Origin of the sequence: Tepidiforma sp., from assembly GCF_034432735.1 — a bacterium.
GTDB lineage: Bacteria > Chloroflexota > Dehalococcoidia > Tepidiformales > Tepidiformaceae > Tepidiforma.
The window spans coordinates 1-17,656 of record NZ_DAOUBJ010000002.1 but is presented as its reverse complement, the minus strand read 5'-3'; the positions used below and the strand labels follow the sequence as shown (position 1 = coordinate 17,656).

Here is a 17,656-nt window from a genome sequence, read left to right as displayed (position 1 = left end):
ATGTCGGGAGCTTAGCAGGTTGGGGAGGGCGAGCGGTGCGCTACCGGCCGGCGGCGGCGGTGCCTTGGGAGGGGGCGCGGCGGAGGCTAGGGAGGGGGACGACTCCCTGGACGATGAGGACGCCGGCGAGGATGGCTACGAGCCCGGCGAGGACGTCGAGGCCGAGGGGTTCGCCGAGCAGTGCCCACCCGAGGAGTACACCCCACGGTGGGATGAGGTAGGTGACGAGGGTGGAGCGGACGGCGCCGATTCGCTGGATGAGGTTCATGTAGAGGGCGACCGCGGCGCCGGAGCCGAGCACGCCGAGGACGGTGGCGGCGGCGATGACGCGCCCGGACCAGGCGGCACCCTCGAAGCTGCCGGCTGCGAAGGCGAGGGGAAGCAGCACGGCGGTGGCGGGGACGAGTTGCCCGAGGGCGACGACGACGGGTTCGAGCCCGCCGAGGGCCCGGCGGATGGCGATGGCGGAGGCGGCGTAGCTGAGGGTGGAGAGGAGGACGAGGCCGACGCCGAAGGCTTGGCCGGAGAGCTGGGCGAGGGACGCCGGGCCGGCAAGGAAGACGATGCCGGAGAAGCCGATGGCGAGCCCGAGTGCGCGGCGTGGGGTGAGCGCGTCGGTGCGGAGGAAGGCGACGGAGAGGATTGCTGCCCAGAGTGGGGCGGTGGAGTTGGCGATGGAGGCCATGCCGCTGGAGATGTGGTGCTCGGCGAGGGCAATGAGTGTCCAGGGGATGGCGAAGTTGGTGATGCCGAGGATGCCGAAGAGGAGGGCGGTGCGGGGGCTGGGCGGGGTGCGGCGCAGGGCGGGGAGGGCGAAGGGGAGGAGTGCTGCTGCACCGAGGAGCGTGCGCAGGCCTGCGACGCCGAGGGGTGCGATGCCGGCTTCGAGTTGGACTTCGATGAAGAGGAACGATGCTCCCCAGATGACGGAGAGGAGGAAGAGGGTGGGGAGATGGCGGGCTGGCACGGGCGGGGCGACTCCTCCTGCGAGGGTAGGGGGTCGGTGGGTAGCGGGACAGGGGGGACTCAGGCGAGGTTTCGTTGGAGGTGGTCGGTTTCGGTGAGGAGTTGGAGCCAGGCTTCGGGGGTGAGTGGCGGGCCGGTGAATCCCGGGCAATGGTCGTGTCCGAGGAGCAGGGGGACGATCGCTCCGCTGGCGGCGATGGCCTGGAGCGGGGGCGGGTCCTGGTAGACGGGGCGGGAGGTTTGGGTGTTCCAGTAGATGACGAAGTGGGGGTAGAGGCGGCAAGCGGTGGGGCGGGCTTCGTAGGCGCCGCAATGGTGGCGGGGCTGAAGGAAGCGGCAGTGTCCGTCGTCGCGGGCGAGGAGGTAGGGCTGGGCGAGGGGGAGGCGGATGGGTTCGTTGTCTTCGGTTTCGAGGAAGTGGATGGGTTGGAGACCGGTGAGGCGGGCGAATCGCTCGACGTCGCGGTCGTGCATGGCGACGGAGAAGGCGCGGCAGCAGGCGGCTTCGCAGGTGTCGACCTGGCAGACGAAGCTCGGGGAACCGGGGAGGACGAGGTGGTAGGCGGTGAAGCGGGGTGCGGCATCTTGCCACGCGGCGCGCATGCGGCGTTCGAGGGTTGGGGCTTGGGCAGCAGCGAGGGCCATGGGAACATGGTACGGCGGCGGGGAGAGGTGGCGCTGGTTTGCCCGAGGGCGCCGGCGGACGTATCCTTTCGGCTTCGCCGGGCGCAAAGAAAGCGGTGAAGGCATGACGAACGAGACGATTCAAGAGGAGCTGACGCCCGAGGAGCGGGCGAAGTTGAAGAAGCAGTTGGCGGAGCAGGCTGTGAAGCTGGCGGTGAGCGGCCGGTGGCAGGAGGCGCTGCAAATCAACCGCGAGTACGTGCGGCTGTTTCCGAACGAGGCGGACGGCTACAACCGCATGGGGAAGGCGCTGAGCGAACTGGGCCATGTTCAGGACGCGCTGGATGCGTATCAGCGGGCGCTGGACTTGGACCCGACGAACCTGATCGCGAAACGGAATCTCGATCGGCTTGCGGCGCTGCGGGATGCGCCGGTGGACGCGCCGCCGACGCAGGTGGATACGCGGCTGTTCGTGGAGGAGACGGGGACGGCGGCGGTGGCTTCGCTGCAGGCGGTGGATCCGAAGGTGGTGGCGGTGCTGGATGCGGGGGACATCGTTCAGCTGGAGGTGCAGGGAAACGCGGTGAACGTGACGACGGTGCGGGGGGAGTACGTGGGGATGATCGAGCCGCGGATCGGGTTGCGGCTGGCCCGGATGATGCGCGCCGGGAACCGCTACAGTGCGGCGATGGTGAGCACGGGCGACCAGCCGAAGGTGATTCTGCGGGAGACGTTCAAGCACCCGTCGATGATCGACAAGGTGAGCTTTCCCCAGTCGCGGCTGGCGGAGATCCGGGCGTACACGCGCCGGGGGCTGTTGCGCCGGGACGAGGACGAGGAGTGGGCCTACGACGAGGACGAGGAGGTGGAGGAGGAGACGGAAGATGGGTGGAGCGAGACGGGCGAGGACCTGGACACGACTCCGGATCTGGACGTGGAGGACGACGAGGAGGGGTTCGACTAGGGGCCCGCGGGACCGGGTCGCCGGGATGCGGTAGGCTTCCGGCGAGAATGGACTGGGAGCATGTGGTGATGGTCTCGAAACAGGAGTTGGCCGAAGGGATTCGGTTCGCTGGTCGCCGGGCTGCGGCGGCGGCGGAGCGAACGAAGGATTGGGACTATCGGTTGGGGCATCGGTGGACGAGCGGGGATGCGTATCGGCACATTGCGGCGGTGGCGGGCGGGGCCGCGCGGCTGTACCCGTTGCTGGACGCCGGGGTGCTCTCTTCGGTGACGGTGGAGCAGGCGGCGCAGAACAATGCGGCTTCGATCGCGGCGCTGGCGGGGAAGTCGCGGGAGGAGGTGATCGCGGCGATCCTGGAGGGGCACGAGGCGTCGGCGCGGTTCGTGGAGACGTTGGACGAGGCGGATCTGGCGACGGTGGTGAAGCTGGGCGGGTACGAGATGGAGAAGGCGGAGATCATCGCCCAAATTTGGATTCACCATTCGATTGCGCACGCGTACGAGGCGAGTGCGCGCTGGCCGATTCTCTAGGGCAGTTGGGCCATTCGGCCCCGGAGGGGGCGCAGGGTGGACGGCGCAGCGCTGCGGCTGGGGAGTAGACTGCGGGCATCGATTTCGTGGAGGGAGTTGCCATGCAGGTTTCGCCTGTGCCGACGCTGGACCCGGAGATCAATGCGATTCGGGAGGCGACGGCGAACATTGTCAATCGGTACATCATCCCGAACGAGGACCGACTGGGGGACTATCGGAATCCTGAGACGCAACAGCTGCGGCGGGAGATCCAGGAGCACGTTAAGGCGGCGGGCCTCTGGGCGCCCCATTTGCCGAAGGAATACGGTGGGATGGGGATCGGCTTCATGAAGCACGCCTACATGAACGAGATTCTGGCCTGGAGCCCGTATTCGAATCCGCTCTTCGGGGTGGTGGCACCTGATTCGGGGAACCAGACGATCTTGTTGAAGTACGGGACGGAGGAGCAGAAGAAGAGGTGGCTGGAGCCACTGATCCGGGGGGAGATTCGTTCGTGCTTTTCGATGACGGAGCCGGATGCGCCGGGGTCTGACCCGTATGCGATCCAGACGCGTGCGGTGCGGGATGGAGACGAGTGGGTAATCAATGGGCGGAAGTGGTTCACCACTGGGGCGGACGGTGCGGCTTTTGCGATCGTGATGTGCCGGACGGAGGAGCCGGACGGGCAGGGCGGCCAGAAGGAGAAGATGACCCAAATCATCGTTCCGACGGACACGCCGGGTTTTCGGATCGTGCGGAAGATCAAGGTTTGGGGTATCGAGTCGAATCACTGCGAGGTGGAGTACCGGAACGTTCGGGTGCCGGTGACGAACCAGCTGGGGCGGACGGGGAGCGGGCACCAGGCGGCGCAGGATCGGCTGGGGGCGGGCCGGGTGTTCCACTGCATGAACAGTGTGGGGCAGATGTGGCGGGCGTTCGATCTGATGGTTCGCCGTTCGATGGAACGGGAGGTGCGGGGCGGAAAGCTGGAGACGAAGCAGTTCATCCAGGGGTTCATCGCGGATTCGTACATCGACATCGTGACGGCCCGTTTGATGACGATTCACACGGCGGAGGTGATCGATAGCGGGCTCGACCCGCGGACGTTGATTTCGGCGTTGAAGGTGTACGTGCCGGCGGCGCACGAGCGGGTGGTGGACCGGGCGATTCAGGTGCACGGTGCGATGGGGGTGAGCGGGGATACGCCGCTGGCGGGGATGTATACGGGGGCGCGCACGCTGCGGATCGCGGACGGGCCGGACGAGGTGCACCGGATTTTGATCGCGAAGAACGTGCTGAAGGTGTACCACGATGGGGCGAGCTGGGACTTTGGCGTGAGCTGAGCGGGACCGTGGGCGGCGGCCGAGCAGGGGCCTGGGTGTGGCCGGGCCGCTGCTCGGCCTCTGCTGGGCCGGAGCGGCGACGGCCCTCAGCCGTCGCCGGGCGCGAGGAGGTAGGCGCAGGTGGCGTCGCCGGTGGGCCGGGTGGCAGTGCGGTGGACGACGTGGCGCGGAAGCGCGGCTTCGAGGCAGCGCTGTTCGGCGTCGCAGATGAGGCCGCCGAGGCGGGAGGCAGCTGCGATGGGGCAATGGTGGAGGACGAGGGTGGTGCCGGCGGGGGTTTCGGTGAGCTCTGGGATGTAGCCGGCTTCTTCGAAGACGGCCACGACGGCGTGCAGCGGCGATTGGCTGGCTTCGCGCTCGAAGGTCGGGCGGTAGTGTTGGATGGCGCGGGCGGCGATGCGCTGGACGAGGCGTTGGCGGAGGGCGGGGTCTTCTTCGCGGACGGCGTGGAGGAGGGCCTGGAGGGCTTCGTGGTCGGCGCGGGGGAAGAGGGCTTCGCCGCGGGGGGTGAGGGTGAAGCGATGGCGGGGCCGGCCGGGCCCGCGCCGTTCGGGCGCGTGGGCGAGGAACCCCTGGGCTTCGAGCGACTGGAGGTGCTGGCGGGCGGCGCCCTCGGAGAGGAAGGTACGGGCGGCGACTTCTTCTACGGTGGCGGAACCGAGCCGGCGGAGGGTGACGAGGATGGTCCGGCGGGTTGGGTCGAGGAGGTCGAGGCAGGTGACTGGGGGCATGGTGGGAAAGTGTGGGGGCCGGTGACGGGGTGGTAAACGGGCCGCCGCTGTATCTGGATGCTATCGCAGGTTTTGTCGCTTCGAAAGTGCAGAACTGGAGGACGGGACGGGGGTGATGCGGCGGGCGAGAATAGGAGGGTGAACGCGGAGCTGACGGAGAGGGTGAAGGCGATCTGTCGGGAGGCCGGGTTCCCGATGGTGGGGGTGGCACGCGCAACGCCGGCGGTTGGGGCGCGGGAGGCGGCGTTGCGGGCGCTCGAGGCGGGGCACTTGGCGGAGATGCGGTGGATGGATGCGGATTGGGTGGTGCGAGCGACGGACCCGAGTCGGTTCTTGGCGGGTGCTCGGAGCTTGGTGGTCGTGGCGCTGCCGGCGCGGGCGCCGGATCCGGTGCGACCCGATGAGGAGCCGCGGGGCATCGTGGCGCGTTACGCGCGTGGGCGGGACTACCATCGGGTGTTCGAGGGGCGGCTGCGACGGGCGGCCCGGGCGATTCGGGGGGAGTTGGGGGGAGAAGTCCGGGCGACGGTGGATTACGGTCCGCTGCTGGAGCGGCCGTACGCGGCGGCGGCGGGGCTGGGGTGGCTGGGGAAATCGACGATGCTGTTGGTGCCGGGGTTCGGGCCGTGGGTCTTGCTGGGGGTGCTGGCGACAACGCTGGTCCTCGAACCGGATTCGCCGGTGAAGAAGAGCTGTGGCAGCTGCCGTCGGTGCATCGTGGCGTGTCCGACGGGGGCGATCGGGGCGGAGGGCGGGGTGGTGGATGCGCGGCGGTGCATCAGCTATCTGACGATCGAGCACCGTGGGCCGATTCCGCGCGAGCTCCGGGAGGCGATGGGGGCGCGGGTGTTCGGCTGCGACGATTGTCTGGACGCGTGCCCGGTGGGGGCGCGGCGGTGGGAGGGGGATGCGGAGTTGGCACCATCGCAGGCAGATGGGGCCTGGCCGCTCTTGCGAGCGTTGGTGGCGCTCGACGAGGAGGGTTTCCGGCTGCGGTATCGGGGGACGGCGCTGATGCGGGCGAAGCGGGAGGGGATTGCGCGGAACGCGTGTGTGGCGCTGGGGAATATTGGCGGGCCGGACGAAGTGGGCATTCTTTCGGTGGCGTTGGGGGATAGCTCGCCGTTGGTGCGCGGGCACGCGGCCTGGGCGCTGGGGCGGATCGCCCGGAGAACGGGGGCCAGGGTGGGGGAGGTGCTGGCGGATCGGCTGGCGGTGGAGGATGTTGCGTGGGTGCGGGAGGAGCTGGTGCTGGCGCTCGGGGAGGCTGACGGACGGGGCTGGACGGGGTAGGCTATCGGCGCCGAATTTCTCCCCGCTCGGTGCGGGGCAAAGGAGTCGTGACGCATGGGAGAGATGGTGAGCTTTCCTGCGAATGGCGGGACGTGCAGTGGCTATCTGGCGAAGCCATCGTCGGGGTCGGGGAAGGGGGTGATCGTGATCCAGGAGTGGTGGGGTCTGAACGACAACATCAAGGGCATCGCCGATCGGTTCGCGGCGGAGGGGTTCGTGGCGCTGGCACCGGACCTGTATCACGGGGTGGTGACGAAGGAGCCGGACGAGGCGGGGAAGCTCTTGATGGCCTTGAACATTCAGCGGGCGGAGGCGGATCTGAGGGGTGCGGTGGCGTACCTGAAGGAGATGACCGGGGGACCGGTGGGGACGGTTGGCTTCTGCATGGGTGGCGCGCTGTCGCTTTTCGCGGCGTGCAATAGCGACGGGGATGTGGGGGCGTGTGTGGACTTCTACGGTGGGCACCCGGCGGTGCGGTACAACTGGGATGGTTTGACGGCGCCGGTATTGGGCATTTGGGCGGAGCACGACGATTTCGTGAATCCGAACATTCCGACGTACAAGGCGGAGCTGGAGAAGCGGAACATTCCGCACGAGTTCATCACGTATCCGGGGACGCAGCATGCGTTTTTCAACGACGAGCACCCGGAGCCGCAGTACAACCCGGCGGCGGCGAAGGATGCTTGGGAGAAGACGTTGGCCTGGTTCCGGAAGTATTTGTAATCGGAGAAGGCCGTGATGGAGGGCCCCGGCGGGTGCCGGGGCCTTTTCTGCGGGCGAGTTTTGGAGGTACTCGGGATGGGAGCTTTGGATGGGAAGGTGGCGTTGGTGACGGGGGGTGCGTCGGGGATCGGGAAGGCGATCGTCGAGGCGTTCGTGCGGGAGGGGGCGCGGGTGATCGTGGGCGATGTGGACGGGGCAGGGATTGCACGGCTGATCGGTGAGCTGGGGCACAATCAGGTGGACGGGGCGGAGGTGGATGTGCGCGACGAGGCCGCAGTGGAGCGGATGGTGGGGCAGGCGTTTCGGCGGTTCGGCCGGCTGGACGTGGCGGTGAACAATGCGGGGGTTGGGGGCTTTTCGCCGATCCAGTCGTATCCGCTGGAGGAGTGGGAGCGGGTCATCGGGATTTCGCTGACGGGCACGTTTCTGTGCATCAAGCACGAGGCGGCGCGGCTGATTGCGCAGGGGCAGGGGGGAAGCATCGTGAATATCGCGAGTCTGAACGCGATCCAGCCGACGGAGGGCTTCGCGGCGTACTGCTCGGCGAAGGCCGGGGTGGCGATGCTGACGAAGGTGGCGGCGCTCGAGCTGGGGAGGTTCGGTATTCGGGTAAACGCGATCGGGCCGGGGCTGATTCACACGCCGGCGACGGCGCCGATGACGGCGATACCGGGGCTGGAGGCGGCTTTCGTGGCGGAGACGGCGCTCGGGAGGGTGGGGGAGCCGGAGGACGTGGCGGGGCTGGCGCTCTATCTGGCCTCGGAGGTTTCTTCGCTGATGACGGGGCAGACGCTGTACATCGATGGTGGGGCGAGCCTCAAGAAGTATCCGGAGCTGTTCTCATTTTTGGGGGGCGTCTCGGCGGGGGGCTGAGGGGGGGAGGTCGGCGGCTTCGGCGGTGTCGCGGCGGAAGACGCGGTCGACGAGCTCCATCCACTTTTGGTGGGCGACTTCCCAGGGGAAGTCGGGGTCGTCGGTGTGGGGCGGGTCGAAGCGGATTTGGTCCCAGTAGCTGTCGCGGGGGAAGGGTTGGGCGAATCGGTCGGCGAGTGCGCGCGCTTCGGGGGAGATCTGGACGGTATCGGCGACTGGGGGTGGATGGTGCAGGAAGGGGCTGCCGTTGCCTGGGAGGAACGGGCGGTAGGCGGCGGCGCCGAGGAGGCCGGTGACGGGTCGCGTTTCCATGGGCGGTACCCGCGCTTGCGCGGTGCGCAGAGGCTTCACTGAGGTTTTCGCCCTAGGGGAATTCCCGTACGGGTGCAGGAGGGGAGCAGGGGGGTTGCAGGGGAGGAACCGGTGGGCGAAATGGGGGCCTAGGTTGGTTCGCGAGGCGTCGGTGGGGGAAACTGGTGGGGCCGGCGATGCGTTGTCACCGGTGTGGAGGTGCGATGACCGGAGCCCGGACATCTCGCGCGGCGAGATCGGTGGTCGTTGGTGGAGACCCGCTCTGGTACAAGGATGCGGTTATCTATGAGCTTCACGTGCGGGCGTTCCATGACGGGAACGGGGATGGTATCGGGGATTTCGTGGGGCTGACGCAGAAGCTGGACTACTTGGTGGAGCTCGGGGTGACGGCGATCTGGCTTCTGCCGTTCTATGAGTCTCCACTTCGGGACGATGGCTACGACATTGCGGATTATCGCAAGATCCACCCGGCGTACGGGACGCTGCGGGATTTTCGGAGGTTTTTGCACGCGGCGCACGAACGGGGGTTGCGGGTGATCACGGAGCTAGTGGTGAATCATACGAGCGACCAGCATCCGTGGTTCCAACGGGCGCGCGTGGCACCGAGGGGGAGCGTGTATCGCAACTATTATGTGTGGAGCGATACGGCGACGGAGTATGCGGATGCGCGGGTCATTTTCAAGGACTTCGAGCGGTCGAACTGGACGTGGGATCCGGTGGCGGAGCAGTATTATTGGCATCGTTTTTATTCGCATCAGCCGGATCTGAATTTCGAGAATCCTCGGGTTCGGAAGGAGATCTTGGAGATCGCGAGTTTTTGGCTGGGGATGGGTGTGGATGGGTTTCGGCTGGATGCGGTGCCGTATTTGTTCGAGGAAGAAGGGACGACCTGCGAGAATTTGCCGAAGACGCATGCGTTTTTGAAGGAGTTGCGGGCGCACGTGGACAAGTATTTTCCGGGTCGGATGTTGCTGGCGGAAGCGAATCAGTGGCCGGAGGATGCGGTGGCGTACTTCGGGGAGGGCGACGAGTGTCACATGGCGTTTCATTTTCCGCTGATGCCGCGGCTGTTCATGTCGGTCCGGATGGAGGACCGGTTCCCGACGACGGAGATTTTGGAGCAGACGCCGGCGATTCCGGAGACGTGTCAGTGGGCGCTGTTTTTGCGGAATCACGACGAGCTGACGCTGGAGATGGTGACGGACGAGGAGCGGGACTATATGTACCGGGTGTACGCGGCGGAGGATCGGGCGCGGGTGAATTTGGGGATCCGGAGGCGTCTGGCGCCGTTGTTGGCGAACAATCGGCGGCTCATCGAATTGTTGAATGCGTTGTTGTTTTCGCTGAAGGGGACGCCGGTGGTGTATTACGGCGACGAGATTGGGATGGGGGACAACATCTATTTGGGTGATCGCGACAGTGTGCGGACGCCGATGCAGTGGAGCGCGGACCGGAACGCGGGGTTTTCGCGGGCGAATCCGCAGAGGCTGTACCTGCCGGTGATCATCGATCCGGAGTACCACTACGAGGCGGTGAATGTGGATGCGCAGCAGGCGAACCCGTCGTCGCTGTTGTGGTGGATGCGGCGGCTGATCGGGTTGCGGCGGCGGCACCCGGCGTTCGCGCGGGGGAGTCTGGTGTTCGTGGAGGGTGACAATCACCGGGTTTTGGCGTTCGTGCGGGAGTACGGGGGGGAGCGTCTGCTGGTGGTGGCGAATCTTTCGCGGTTTGCGCAGGGGGTGCACCTTTCGCTGGAGGGGTACGCGGGTGCGGAGCCGGTGGAGTTGTTCGGTCACGGGCGGTTTCCGCGGATTGGGCACGAGCCGTATTTTCTGGCGCTGGGGCCGCACAGCTTTTACTGGTTCGAGCTGGCGACGGAGGGGCCCGACGGGAAGCCGGAGCCGACGTTGCCGGAGATCCGGGTGGTGGCGGGGGCGGAGGAGGTGTTCGATGGGCGGCGGGAGGAGCTGGATCGGGTGTTGGCGGAGTACGTGCCGGCGCGGCGCTGGTTCGGCGGGCTGATGCGAAGGCCGCGTCGGATTCGGGTGGTGGATCGTATCCCGTTGCGGGCGGCGGGGCTGCCGCCGACGGTGTTCGCGGTGGCGATGGCGGAGTACGAGCAGGGGGAGCCGGACCAGTTCGGGGTGCTGCTCTCGGTGGTGAGCGAGGAGCGGCGGGCAGCGGTGGAGGCGGCGGCGGGGTGGGCGGTGGTGGCGTCCCTGGTTTCGGCGACGGGCGAGCGGTGGGTGCTGGTGGATGGATTGGCACTGCCGGAGGTTTGCAGTGCGCTGCCGGGCCTCTTCCGGGGGAGGACGCGAATGGCCGGTGAGCGAGGGGCGCTCGTGTTCGTGGCGGAGCCGGGGATGCGCTTCGGGGCGGTGACGGCGGCGCCGGTGCTCGGTCGGGCGGAGCAGAGCAATACGTCGGTCCATTTCCCAGGGCAGTTCGTGTTCAAGGCGATTCGGCGGCTGGAGCCGGGGACGCATCCGCAGGTGGAGCTGGGGGAGTTGCTGGCGAAGACGCGGGCGGCAGGGATGGTGCCGCGGCTCGCTGGTTATGTGGAGTATGTGCGAGATGGGGTACGGCCGATGGTGGCGGGGGTGATCGAGGCGGCGGTGCCGCACCAGTACGATGCGTGGACGTTCGCGACGGAGCAGCTGGGGCGGATGCTGGAGGAGGTGGCGGCGGCGCGGGTGGAGGCGCCGGTGGTGACGGAGGGCGATGACCCGCTCGGGTGCGGCCCGGCGCCGGAGCGGCTGCTGGAGTTTTCGGGGCCGTGGCTGGAGTTCGTGGAGACGCTGGGGCGGCGGACGGGTGAGCTGCACGCGGCGATGGCGGGCATCGACCATCCGGACTTCGTGCCGGAGCGATACACGCCGTTCTACCAACGGGCGCTGGCGCAGGGATTCCGGGTACAGGCGAGGCGCGTGCTGGCGTCGCTGCGGCGGGCGCTGCCGCGGCTTTCGCCGGAGGCGGTGGAGCTGGCGGGGCGGGTGCTGGAGAAGGAGGGGGCGTTCGTCGAGCGGTTGCAGGCGGTGGGGTCGCGGCGGTTGGAGAGTTTGCGGATCCGCTGTCATGGGGATTTGCATTTGGGGCAGGTGTTGGTGAACGGGCGCGAGCCGGTGTTCATCGATTTCGAGGGGGAGCCGCTGAAGTCGCTGGGGGAGCGGCGGATGCGGCGGTCGCCGCTGCGGGATGTGGCGGGGATGGTGCGGTCGTTCCACTATGCGAGCCGTGTCGGGCTGCGGGAGGTGGTGGAGGGGCATGCGGCGGGTTCGGGGACGGACTTGGAGCGATGGGCGTTGGCGTGGTACCTGTGGACGAGCCGGGCGTATCTGACCGGGTATTTCGAGGTTGCGCGGGCGAGCGGGTTACCGGGCGGAAGCGAGGAGGAGCAGCGGTTTTTGCTGGCGACGTTCGTGTTGGACAAGGCGTTCTACGAGCTGGGGTACGAGCTGGACCGACGGCCGGGGTGGGAGGAGATTCCGCTCCGGGGGCTGCTTCTGGTGGCGGCGCAGGAGGGACTGTGAGCAAGGCTGGGTTTCGTTCGGCTTTTGGCGAGCAGGATCTGTACCTGTTCAACGAGGGGAACCATGCGGGGCTGTACCGGCTGATGGGGGCACACCCGGTGGAAGGTGGCGTGCGCTTTGCGGTGTGGGCGCCGAACGCGAGCGAGGTCTGTGTGGTGGGGGATTTCAATGGTTGGACGCCGGGTGCTCACCGGCTGGGGAGCTTGGGGGTGTCGGGGGTTTGGGAGGGGTTCGTGGAGGGTGCGGTGCCGGGCGACCGGTACAAGTTCTGGCTGAGGAATCGCGAGACGGGGGAGGAGCTCTGGAAGGCGGACCCGTTCGCCTTCCGAACGGAGGTGCCGCCAGCGACGGCGTCGGTGGTGGCGGAGCTCGGTTATGCGTGGGGGGACGGGGACTGGTTGGCGGGTCGGGGACGGGTGAATCGGCACGACGGGCCGATTTCGATTTACGAGGTGCACTTGGGTTCGTGGCGGCGCGGGCCGGGCGGGGAACAGCTGGGGTACCGGGAGGTTGCGCCGCTTTTGGCGGAGTATGCGGCACGGATGGGGTTCACCCACGTGGAGTTGATGCCAGTGATGGAGCACCCGTTCTATGGTTCGTGGGGGTACCAGACGACGGGGTATTTTGCGCCGAGTAGCCGGTGGGGTTCGCCGCAGGACTTGATGTTTTTGGTGGATACGCTGCACCAGGCGGGGGTGGGGGTGATCCTGGACTGGGTTCCGTCGCATTTTCCGGACGATGCGTTCGCGCTGGCGCGGTTCGATGGGACGCATCTCTACGAGCACGCGAACCCGCGCCGGGGGTACCACCCGGATTGGGGGAGCCTGGTGTTCAATTATGGGCGCCACGAGGTGCGTTCGTTCCTGCTGAGCAGCGCGCTGTTCTGGCTGGACGTGTACCACGCGGACGGGCTACGGGTGGATGCGGTGGCTTCGATGCTGTATCTGGATTATTCGCGCAAGCCGGGGGAGTGGGAGCCGAACGTTTTCGGTGGGCGGGAGGATTTGGATGCGATCTGGTTTTTGCGGCGGCTGAACGAGACGGTCTACCTGTTGGCGCCGGGGGTGCAGACGGTAGCGGAGGAGTCGACGGCCTGGCCGATGGTGTCGCGGCCGACGTGGATGGGTGGGTTGGGGTTCGGTTTCAAGTGGGATATGGGGTGGATGCACGACACGTTGCTCTATTTTGGCCACGATCCGGTGCATCGGAAGTTCCACCATCGGTTGTTGACCTTCCGGGCGCTGTATGGGTTCACGGAGAATTTTGTCTTGGCGCTTTCGCACGATGAGGTGGTCCACGGGAAGGGTTCGCTTTTGGGGAAGATGCCTGGGGACGATTGGCAGAAGTTCGCGAATCTCCGGCTGCTGTATGCGTATCAGTGGACGTTGCCGGGCAAGAAGCTGTTGTTCATGGGTCAGGAGTTCGGTCAGTGGGCGGAGTGGAGCCACGAACGGGAGTTGGACTGGTGGCTGGCGGAGTTCGAGCGGCACGAGGGGCTGGCGCGCCTGGTGAGGGACCTGAACCGGCTCTACCGTGAGCTACCGGCGCTGTACGCGACGGATCACGATCCGGCGGGCTTCGAGTGGATCGACTGCAACGATGAGGAGCGGAGCACGTTGTGTTTTCTGCGGCGTTCGCCGGATGGTCGGCGCGAGGTGGCGGTGGCGCTGAATTTTACGCCGGTGCCGCGGGTGGGGTATGTGGTGGGGGTGCCGCACGGGGGGCTCTGGCGCGAGGTGTTGAATACGGACGCGCGGGAGTATTGGGGGAGCGGGATGGGCAATCTGGGTGGGGTGGAGGCGGAGGCGGAGCCGGCGCATGGGCGACCGTGGTCGCTGCGGTTGGTGTTGCCGCCGCTGGGGGCGGTGGTGCTGGCGCACGATGGGTGAGGGGAAGGTGGTTGGCGCGCGCCTGAGGTCGGGCTGTCGTAGGATGTGCGGCCATGGCGCAGGAGGCTGCTCGGGCGGGCGGGGTCGATGTCGGCGGGGTTGGCTCGCGCAATCCGTTTTCGGAGCCTCGCTATCGGATGTGGTGGATGGCTTCGGTGGTGGCGGGACTGGGTGTGGGGATCCAGGCGGTGACGGTGCCGCTGTTCGTCCGGGACCGGGTGGGCGAGGATGAGCGCGCGATCGCGATCGCGGCGGCGCTGATCTGTCAGACGTTACCTGGGGCGATTTTGGTGCTGGTGGGGGGTGTGGTGGCCGACCGGGTGGAGCGGCGCCGGGTTTTGATTCGGACGTACGGGGTGGCGGCTGCGGTTTCGCTGGTTTACGTGGTGCTGGCTGGGGCGGACGTTCGCCACGTCTGGCCGGTTTTCGGGTTGGCGGCGATCGTTGGTTCGGCGGGGGCGTTCACGAACCCGGCGCGGCAGGCGATGATGCCGCAATTGGTTCGCCCGCATCAGATTCAGAACGGGGCGATTTTCGGGACGCTCGCGTTCATGGCGACGTTGCAGTTCGGTGGGCCGATGCTCGGGGGGCTTTCGGCGGATGTGGCTGGACTTCCGGCGGCGTTCGCTCTGGAGGTGGCGATGCTGGTGGCGGCGGCGGTGTTTTTTGGACGGATCGAGACGGACCGACCGGTGCCGACTGGTCGCTCGGTGGGGGCCGACCTGGTGGAGGGGGTGAGGTACGTGCGGGGTCACGCCTCGCTGCTGGGCATCCTTGCGCTGACGACGGTGCCCGGTGTGCTGGTGATGGGACCGTTCGCGGTGACGATCGTGTTGATGGTGCAGGACGAGTTCGGTGCGGCGGACCGGTGGGTGGGGTTCTTGTGGGGGGCGTTCGGCGCTGGGATCGTGGTGGGTTCGTTGCTGTTGAGCATGGTGCCGTTGCGGCGGCGGGGGTTGCTCTTGGCGAGTTCGCTGGTTTTCGGCCCGGCGTTCACGTTGGGGTATGCGCTGGCGCCGGGACCGGTCGTGGGGCTGGGCTTTTTGTTTTTGGCGGGGCTGACGGGGCCGGCGATCTTCGTCAATTTCGCTGTGGCGCTTCTGCAGGAGTATGCGGAGCGGGTGATGATGGGGCGGGTGATGAGTATGTACGGGTTGGCGTTCACGGCGAGTGTGCCGTTCGGGTATCTGCAAGCGGGGATTCAGGCGAGCCTGTGGGGACCGCGTCCGACGCTTCTGGCGAGCTCGCTGCTGTGCGTGGGGGTGGGGGTGCTGGCGGTGGCGTTCCTGCGGCCGGTGACGCGGTTGCGGTAGCTTTGCCGCGGGGCGGGGTCGGCTCGTTAGAGGATCGGGAACTATCTGGCCGTGAGGTATTGACGAGCGATCGGGTGGTTTTCAGAATGCAGCGACCTCGGCGGTTGTTGCAGATGTGCCCCGAGGTCGGGCAGGGGGAATGGGACAGTACCTTGCGAAGCGCGTGCTCTTGGCGCTGGTGGTGCTTTTCGTCATCAGCATCGTGGTGTTCACGGCGGTGCGGTTGATTCCCGGCGACGTTTGCAGGATTGTGCTGAACACTCCGGACGTGACGGAGGCGCAGTGCCAGGCGATTCGGGATGACCTGGGGCTCGACGAGCCGCTGGTGCGGCAATACGTGGTCTATATGGGCGGGGTGCTGACGGGGGACTGGGGGACGACGATCATCAGCAAGCGGGATGTCTGGACGGAGATCCGGACGCGCATTCCGCTGACGTTCGAGTTGGCTTTCCTGAGTACTGCGTTCGCGTTGGCGATTGCGATTCCGATCGGGGTGGTGAGCGCGGTGCGGCAGGATTCGGCGCTGGACTATGTGTTGCGGGTGCTTTCGATTGGCTGGTTGAGCATTCCCGGGTTCTGGCTGGGCACGATGTTGATCGTGTTCCCGGCGAAATGGTGGGGGTATACGCCGCCGGTGGGGTATGTGGATATTTGGGAGGATCCGCTGAAGAATCTGGAGCAGCTGTATTTGCCGGCGATTTCGCTGGGCTTGGCGTTGAGCGCGAGCCTTGCCCGGGTGACGCGGTCGTCGATGCTGGAGGTTTTTCGGCAGGACTATATCCGGACGGCGCGGGCGAAGGGGCTGGCGGAGCGGATGGTGGTGGTTCGCCATGCGTTGAAGAACGCGATGATCCCGGTGGTGACGCTGTTCGGGCTGCAGTTCGGGGTGCTGCTCGGGGGGACGGTGGTTCTGGAGAACATTTATAGCCTGCCGGGGCTGGGGCTCCTGACGTTCACGTCGGTGACGATCAAGGACTATCCCCAGGTGCAGGGCCTGGTGCTGTTTTTCGCGACGGTGCTGGTGACGATCAATCTGCTGGTCGATCTGAGCTACGCGTGGTTCGACCCGCGCATTAGGTACGCGTGATGGGTGCGGAGGCGGTGAGCCCAGCGCCGATGGTGGCAGAGGCGCTCCAGCGACGGGCGGGGCGCGGGGTGCAGCTCTGGCGAATCGCTCGGCAGAAGCCGTTGGGTGCGGCGGCCGGGGTGGTGTGCTTGCTGCTGATTTTGGTGGCGCTGGGGGCCGATGTGGTCGCGCCGCAGGCGGCGGATGCGGTCGACCCGATCAAGAATCCTCGCCTGCAGGCGCCGAGCTGGGGGCATCCGTTCGGGACGGACAATTTGTTCCGGGATATGTTCAGCCGGGTGGTGATCGGAAGCCGAATTTCGCTGGGGATCGGGTTCGCGGCGGTGGCGATCGGGACGGTGCTGGGGACGGTTCTGGGGATGGTGGCGGGCTTCTTTCGGGGGTGGGTGGACATGGTGGTGAGCCGTGCGATCGAGGTGGTGCTCGGGTTTCCGCCGCTCGTTTTGGCGATCTTTTTCCTTTCGATTTTCAATCCGGAGCGGGGGTACAGCCTGCGCTCGTTCCTGATGGTGAGTTTGGCTATCGGCATCATCATCACGCCGACGACGGCGCGTATCGTGCGGGGCTCGGTGCTGAGCGTTCGGAATTTGCAGTATGTGGAGGCGGCGGAGGCGCTGGGGAACGGGCCCTTGCGGATCATGTGGCGGCATGTGCTGCCGAATGTGGCGGCGCCGATCATCGTGATCGCGAGCATTCAGGTGGGGAATGCGATCCTGGCGGAGGCGGCGTTGAGCTTTCTTTCGCTGGGGATCGCGGATGCTTCGCACCCGAGCTGGGGTGCGATGCTGCAGGATATGCGGCAGGTGTGGCTGGAGGCGTGGTGGACGGCGGTGGTGCCCGGGGCGGCGATCAGTGTGGCGGTGCTCGCGTTCAATCTTTTCGGGGATGCGCTTCGGGACGTGCTCGATCCAAGATTGCGTCAATCGTCGTAATAGAAGTGGGGAATCGCAGCAGATGCTGCTTCCGGATAGGGGAAAGGACAGGACCATGGAACAGCGAGACAACTACTGGCTTCGACGGAGGGTGAACCGCCGCACAGCGCTTCGCGGGACGGCGCTGGCGGGCGCTGGGGCTGCGACCTGGGCGCTGGCGGGGTGTGGGGGTGGCGACGACGGCCAAGACCAAGATGGTGGAGGCGGCCCTGGCCTCCTGCCGACGGCTGCGCCGACGCCGACGCCCGCGAAGCAGCCGAAGCCGGGCGGCTCGCTGACCTTCCAGATTTCGGCGGCGCCGCCCAGCCTGGAACCATACACGCAGTCGTCGTTCATCGCGGCGTACAACCACGGGTTGAGCTACTCGAAGCTCTTCCGCTTCAAGGCTGGGACGCCGGACGTGGCGCCGGCGGACAACTCGATGGAGCCGGACCTGGCGGTGGCGATGCCGGAACAGCCGGACGAATTGACGTTCGTGGTGAAACTGAAGCCGAACGCGAAGTTCCACGATGTGGCGCCGGTGAACGGTCGGGCGGTGACGTCGAAGGATATCGCTTATGCGTACGA

General features: G+C 66.9%; 15 protein-coding genes and 1 pseudogene. 12 read left to right on the top strand and 4 right to left on the bottom strand.

The window, feature by feature from the left end; translation table 11 throughout:
- Positions 1-40: 40 nt before the first annotated feature.
- Complete coding sequence (locus tag VAE53_RS00275) at positions 41-967, bottom strand: DMT family transporter (protein ID WP_322817354.1); 927 nt, start codon at positions 965-967, stop codon at positions 41-43.
- 59 nt (positions 968-1,026) lie between these two features.
- Complete coding sequence (locus VAE53_RS00270) at positions 1,027-1,611, bottom strand: YkgJ family cysteine cluster protein (protein ID WP_322817353.1); 585 nt, start codon at positions 1,609-1,611, stop codon at positions 1,027-1,029.
- A gap of 103 nt (positions 1,612-1,714) precedes the next feature.
- On the opposite strand from VAE53_RS00270, the gene VAE53_RS00265 reads away from it, so the two are divergent.
- The 3 genes from VAE53_RS00265 to VAE53_RS00255 all read left to right on the top strand — a co-directional run bounded on the left by VAE53_RS00265 (position 1,715) and on the right by VAE53_RS00255 (position 4,406).
- Positions 1,715-2,554, top strand: a complete 840-nt coding sequence (locus VAE53_RS00265) for a tetratricopeptide repeat protein (RefSeq protein ID WP_322817352.1) — start codon at positions 1,715-1,717, stop codon at positions 2,552-2,554.
- A gap of 47 nt (positions 2,555-2,601) precedes the next feature.
- The gene (locus VAE53_RS00260) at positions 2,602-3,084 is read left to right on the top strand and encodes a hypothetical protein (RefSeq protein WP_322817351.1); all 483 of its coding nucleotides are present in this window, start codon (positions 2,602-2,604) and stop codon (positions 3,082-3,084) included.
- Positions 3,085-3,185: 101 nt separating this feature from the next.
- Positions 3,186-4,406, top strand: coding sequence for an acyl-CoA dehydrogenase family protein (locus VAE53_RS00255; RefSeq protein WP_322817350.1), 1,221 nt, complete (start codon positions 3,186-3,188; stop codon positions 4,404-4,406).
- Between the two features lie 86 nt (positions 4,407-4,492).
- Here the strand turns inward: VAE53_RS00255 and VAE53_RS00250 are convergent, their stop codons facing one another.
- Positions 4,493-5,137: a winged helix-turn-helix transcriptional regulator gene (locus tag VAE53_RS00250; protein ID WP_322817349.1), complete on the bottom strand. Its 645-nt coding sequence runs from the start codon at positions 5,135-5,137 to the stop codon at positions 4,493-4,495.
- 138 nt (positions 5,138-5,275) lie between these two features.
- Between VAE53_RS00250 and queG the strand changes: the two genes are divergently transcribed.
- The 3 genes from queG to VAE53_RS00235 all read left to right on the top strand — a co-directional run bounded on the left by queG (position 5,276) and on the right by VAE53_RS00235 (position 8,026).
- A complete protein-coding gene (gene queG / locus VAE53_RS00245; RefSeq protein ID WP_322817348.1) occupies positions 5,276-6,430 on the top strand; it encodes a tRNA epoxyqueuosine(34) reductase QueG in 1,155 nt (384 codons plus the stop codon).
- 54 nt (positions 6,431-6,484) lie between these two features.
- Positions 6,485-7,153, top strand: coding sequence for a dienelactone hydrolase family protein (locus VAE53_RS00240; protein ID WP_322817347.1), 669 nt, complete (start codon positions 6,485-6,487; stop codon positions 7,151-7,153).
- Positions 7,154-7,228: 75 nt separating this feature from the next.
- Complete coding sequence (locus VAE53_RS00235) at positions 7,229-8,026, top strand: SDR family NAD(P)-dependent oxidoreductase (protein ID WP_322817346.1); 798 nt, start codon at positions 7,229-7,231, stop codon at positions 8,024-8,026.
- Here the strand turns inward: VAE53_RS00235 and VAE53_RS00230 are convergent.
- Positions 7,994-8,338 (bottom strand): hypothetical protein, encoded by a 345-nt coding sequence (locus tag VAE53_RS00230; RefSeq protein ID WP_322817345.1) that lies wholly within the window; start codon positions 8,336-8,338, stop codon positions 7,994-7,996. The genes VAE53_RS00235 and VAE53_RS00230 overlap by 33 nt on opposite strands.
- A gap of 203 nt (positions 8,339-8,541) precedes the next feature.
- Between VAE53_RS00230 and treS the strand changes: the two genes are divergently transcribed.
- The 6 genes and pseudogenes from treS to VAE53_RS00200 all read left to right on the top strand — a co-directional run.
- Positions 8,542-11,868, top strand: coding sequence for a maltose alpha-D-glucosyltransferase (gene treS / locus VAE53_RS00225; RefSeq protein WP_322817344.1), 3,327 nt, complete (start codon positions 8,542-8,544; stop codon positions 11,866-11,868).
- A complete protein-coding gene (gene glgB, locus VAE53_RS00220) occupies positions 11,865-13,757 on the top strand; it encodes a 1,4-alpha-glucan branching protein GlgB (protein ID WP_322817343.1) in 1,893 nt (630 codons plus the stop codon). Before treS ends, glgB begins: the two co-directional genes overlap by 4 nt.
- A 53-nt stretch (positions 13,758-13,810) precedes the next feature.
- On the top strand, positions 13,811-15,070 hold the full coding sequence (locus tag VAE53_RS00215) for an MFS transporter (protein ID WP_322817342.1): 1,260 nt from the start codon (positions 13,811-13,813) through the stop codon (positions 15,068-15,070).
- Between the two features lie 139 nt (positions 15,071-15,209).
- Complete coding sequence (locus tag VAE53_RS00210) at positions 15,210-16,157, top strand: ABC transporter permease (protein WP_322817341.1); 948 nt, start codon at positions 15,210-15,212, stop codon at positions 16,155-16,157.
- Complete coding sequence (locus VAE53_RS00205) at positions 16,157-17,089, top strand: ABC transporter permease (protein WP_322817340.1); 933 nt, start codon at positions 16,157-16,159, stop codon at positions 17,087-17,089. Before VAE53_RS00210 ends, VAE53_RS00205 begins: the two co-directional genes overlap by 1 nt.
- Before the next feature lie 55 nt (positions 17,090-17,144).
- Positions 17,145-17,656, top strand: a pseudogene (locus VAE53_RS00200) (hypothetical protein); the annotation flags it as partial.

Bases quoted from the DNA above. Each gene is read 5' to 3' on its own strand.
- VAE53_RS00270 (WP_322817353.1), bottom strand. From the start codon at position 1,611: ATGGCCCTCGCTGCTGCCCAAGCCCCAACCCTCGAACGCCGCATGCGC.
- VAE53_RS00265 (WP_322817352.1), top strand. From the start codon at position 1,715: ATGACGAACGAGACGATTCAAGAGGAGCTGACGCCCGAGGAGCGGGCG.
- VAE53_RS00260 (WP_322817351.1), top strand. From the start codon at position 2,602: ATGGACTGGGAGCATGTGGTGATGGTCTCGAAACAGGAGTTGGCCGAA.
- VAE53_RS00255 (WP_322817350.1), top strand. From the start codon at position 3,186: ATGCAGGTTTCGCCTGTGCCGACGCTGGACCCGGAGATCAATGCGATT.
- VAE53_RS00250 (WP_322817349.1), bottom strand. From the start codon at position 5,137: ATGCCCCCAGTCACCTGCCTCGACCTCCTCGACCCAACCCGCCGGACC.
- VAE53_RS00240 (WP_322817347.1), top strand. From the start codon at position 6,485: ATGGGAGAGATGGTGAGCTTTCCTGCGAATGGCGGGACGTGCAGTGGC.
- VAE53_RS00235 (WP_322817346.1), top strand. From the start codon at position 7,229: ATGGGAGCTTTGGATGGGAAGGTGGCGTTGGTGACGGGGGGTGCGTCG.
- VAE53_RS00230 (WP_322817345.1), bottom strand. From the start codon at position 8,338: ATGGAAACGCGACCCGTCACCGGCCTCCTCGGCGCCGCCGCCTACCGC.
- treS (WP_322817344.1), top strand. From the start codon at position 8,542: ATGACCGGAGCCCGGACATCTCGCGCGGCGAGATCGGTGGTCGTTGGT.
- VAE53_RS00215 (WP_322817342.1), top strand. From the start codon at position 13,811: ATGGCGCAGGAGGCTGCTCGGGCGGGCGGGGTCGATGTCGGCGGGGTT.
- VAE53_RS00210 (WP_322817341.1), top strand. From the start codon at position 15,210: ATGGGACAGTACCTTGCGAAGCGCGTGCTCTTGGCGCTGGTGGTGCTT.
- VAE53_RS00205 (WP_322817340.1), top strand. From the start codon at position 16,157: ATGGGTGCGGAGGCGGTGAGCCCAGCGCCGATGGTGGCAGAGGCGCTC.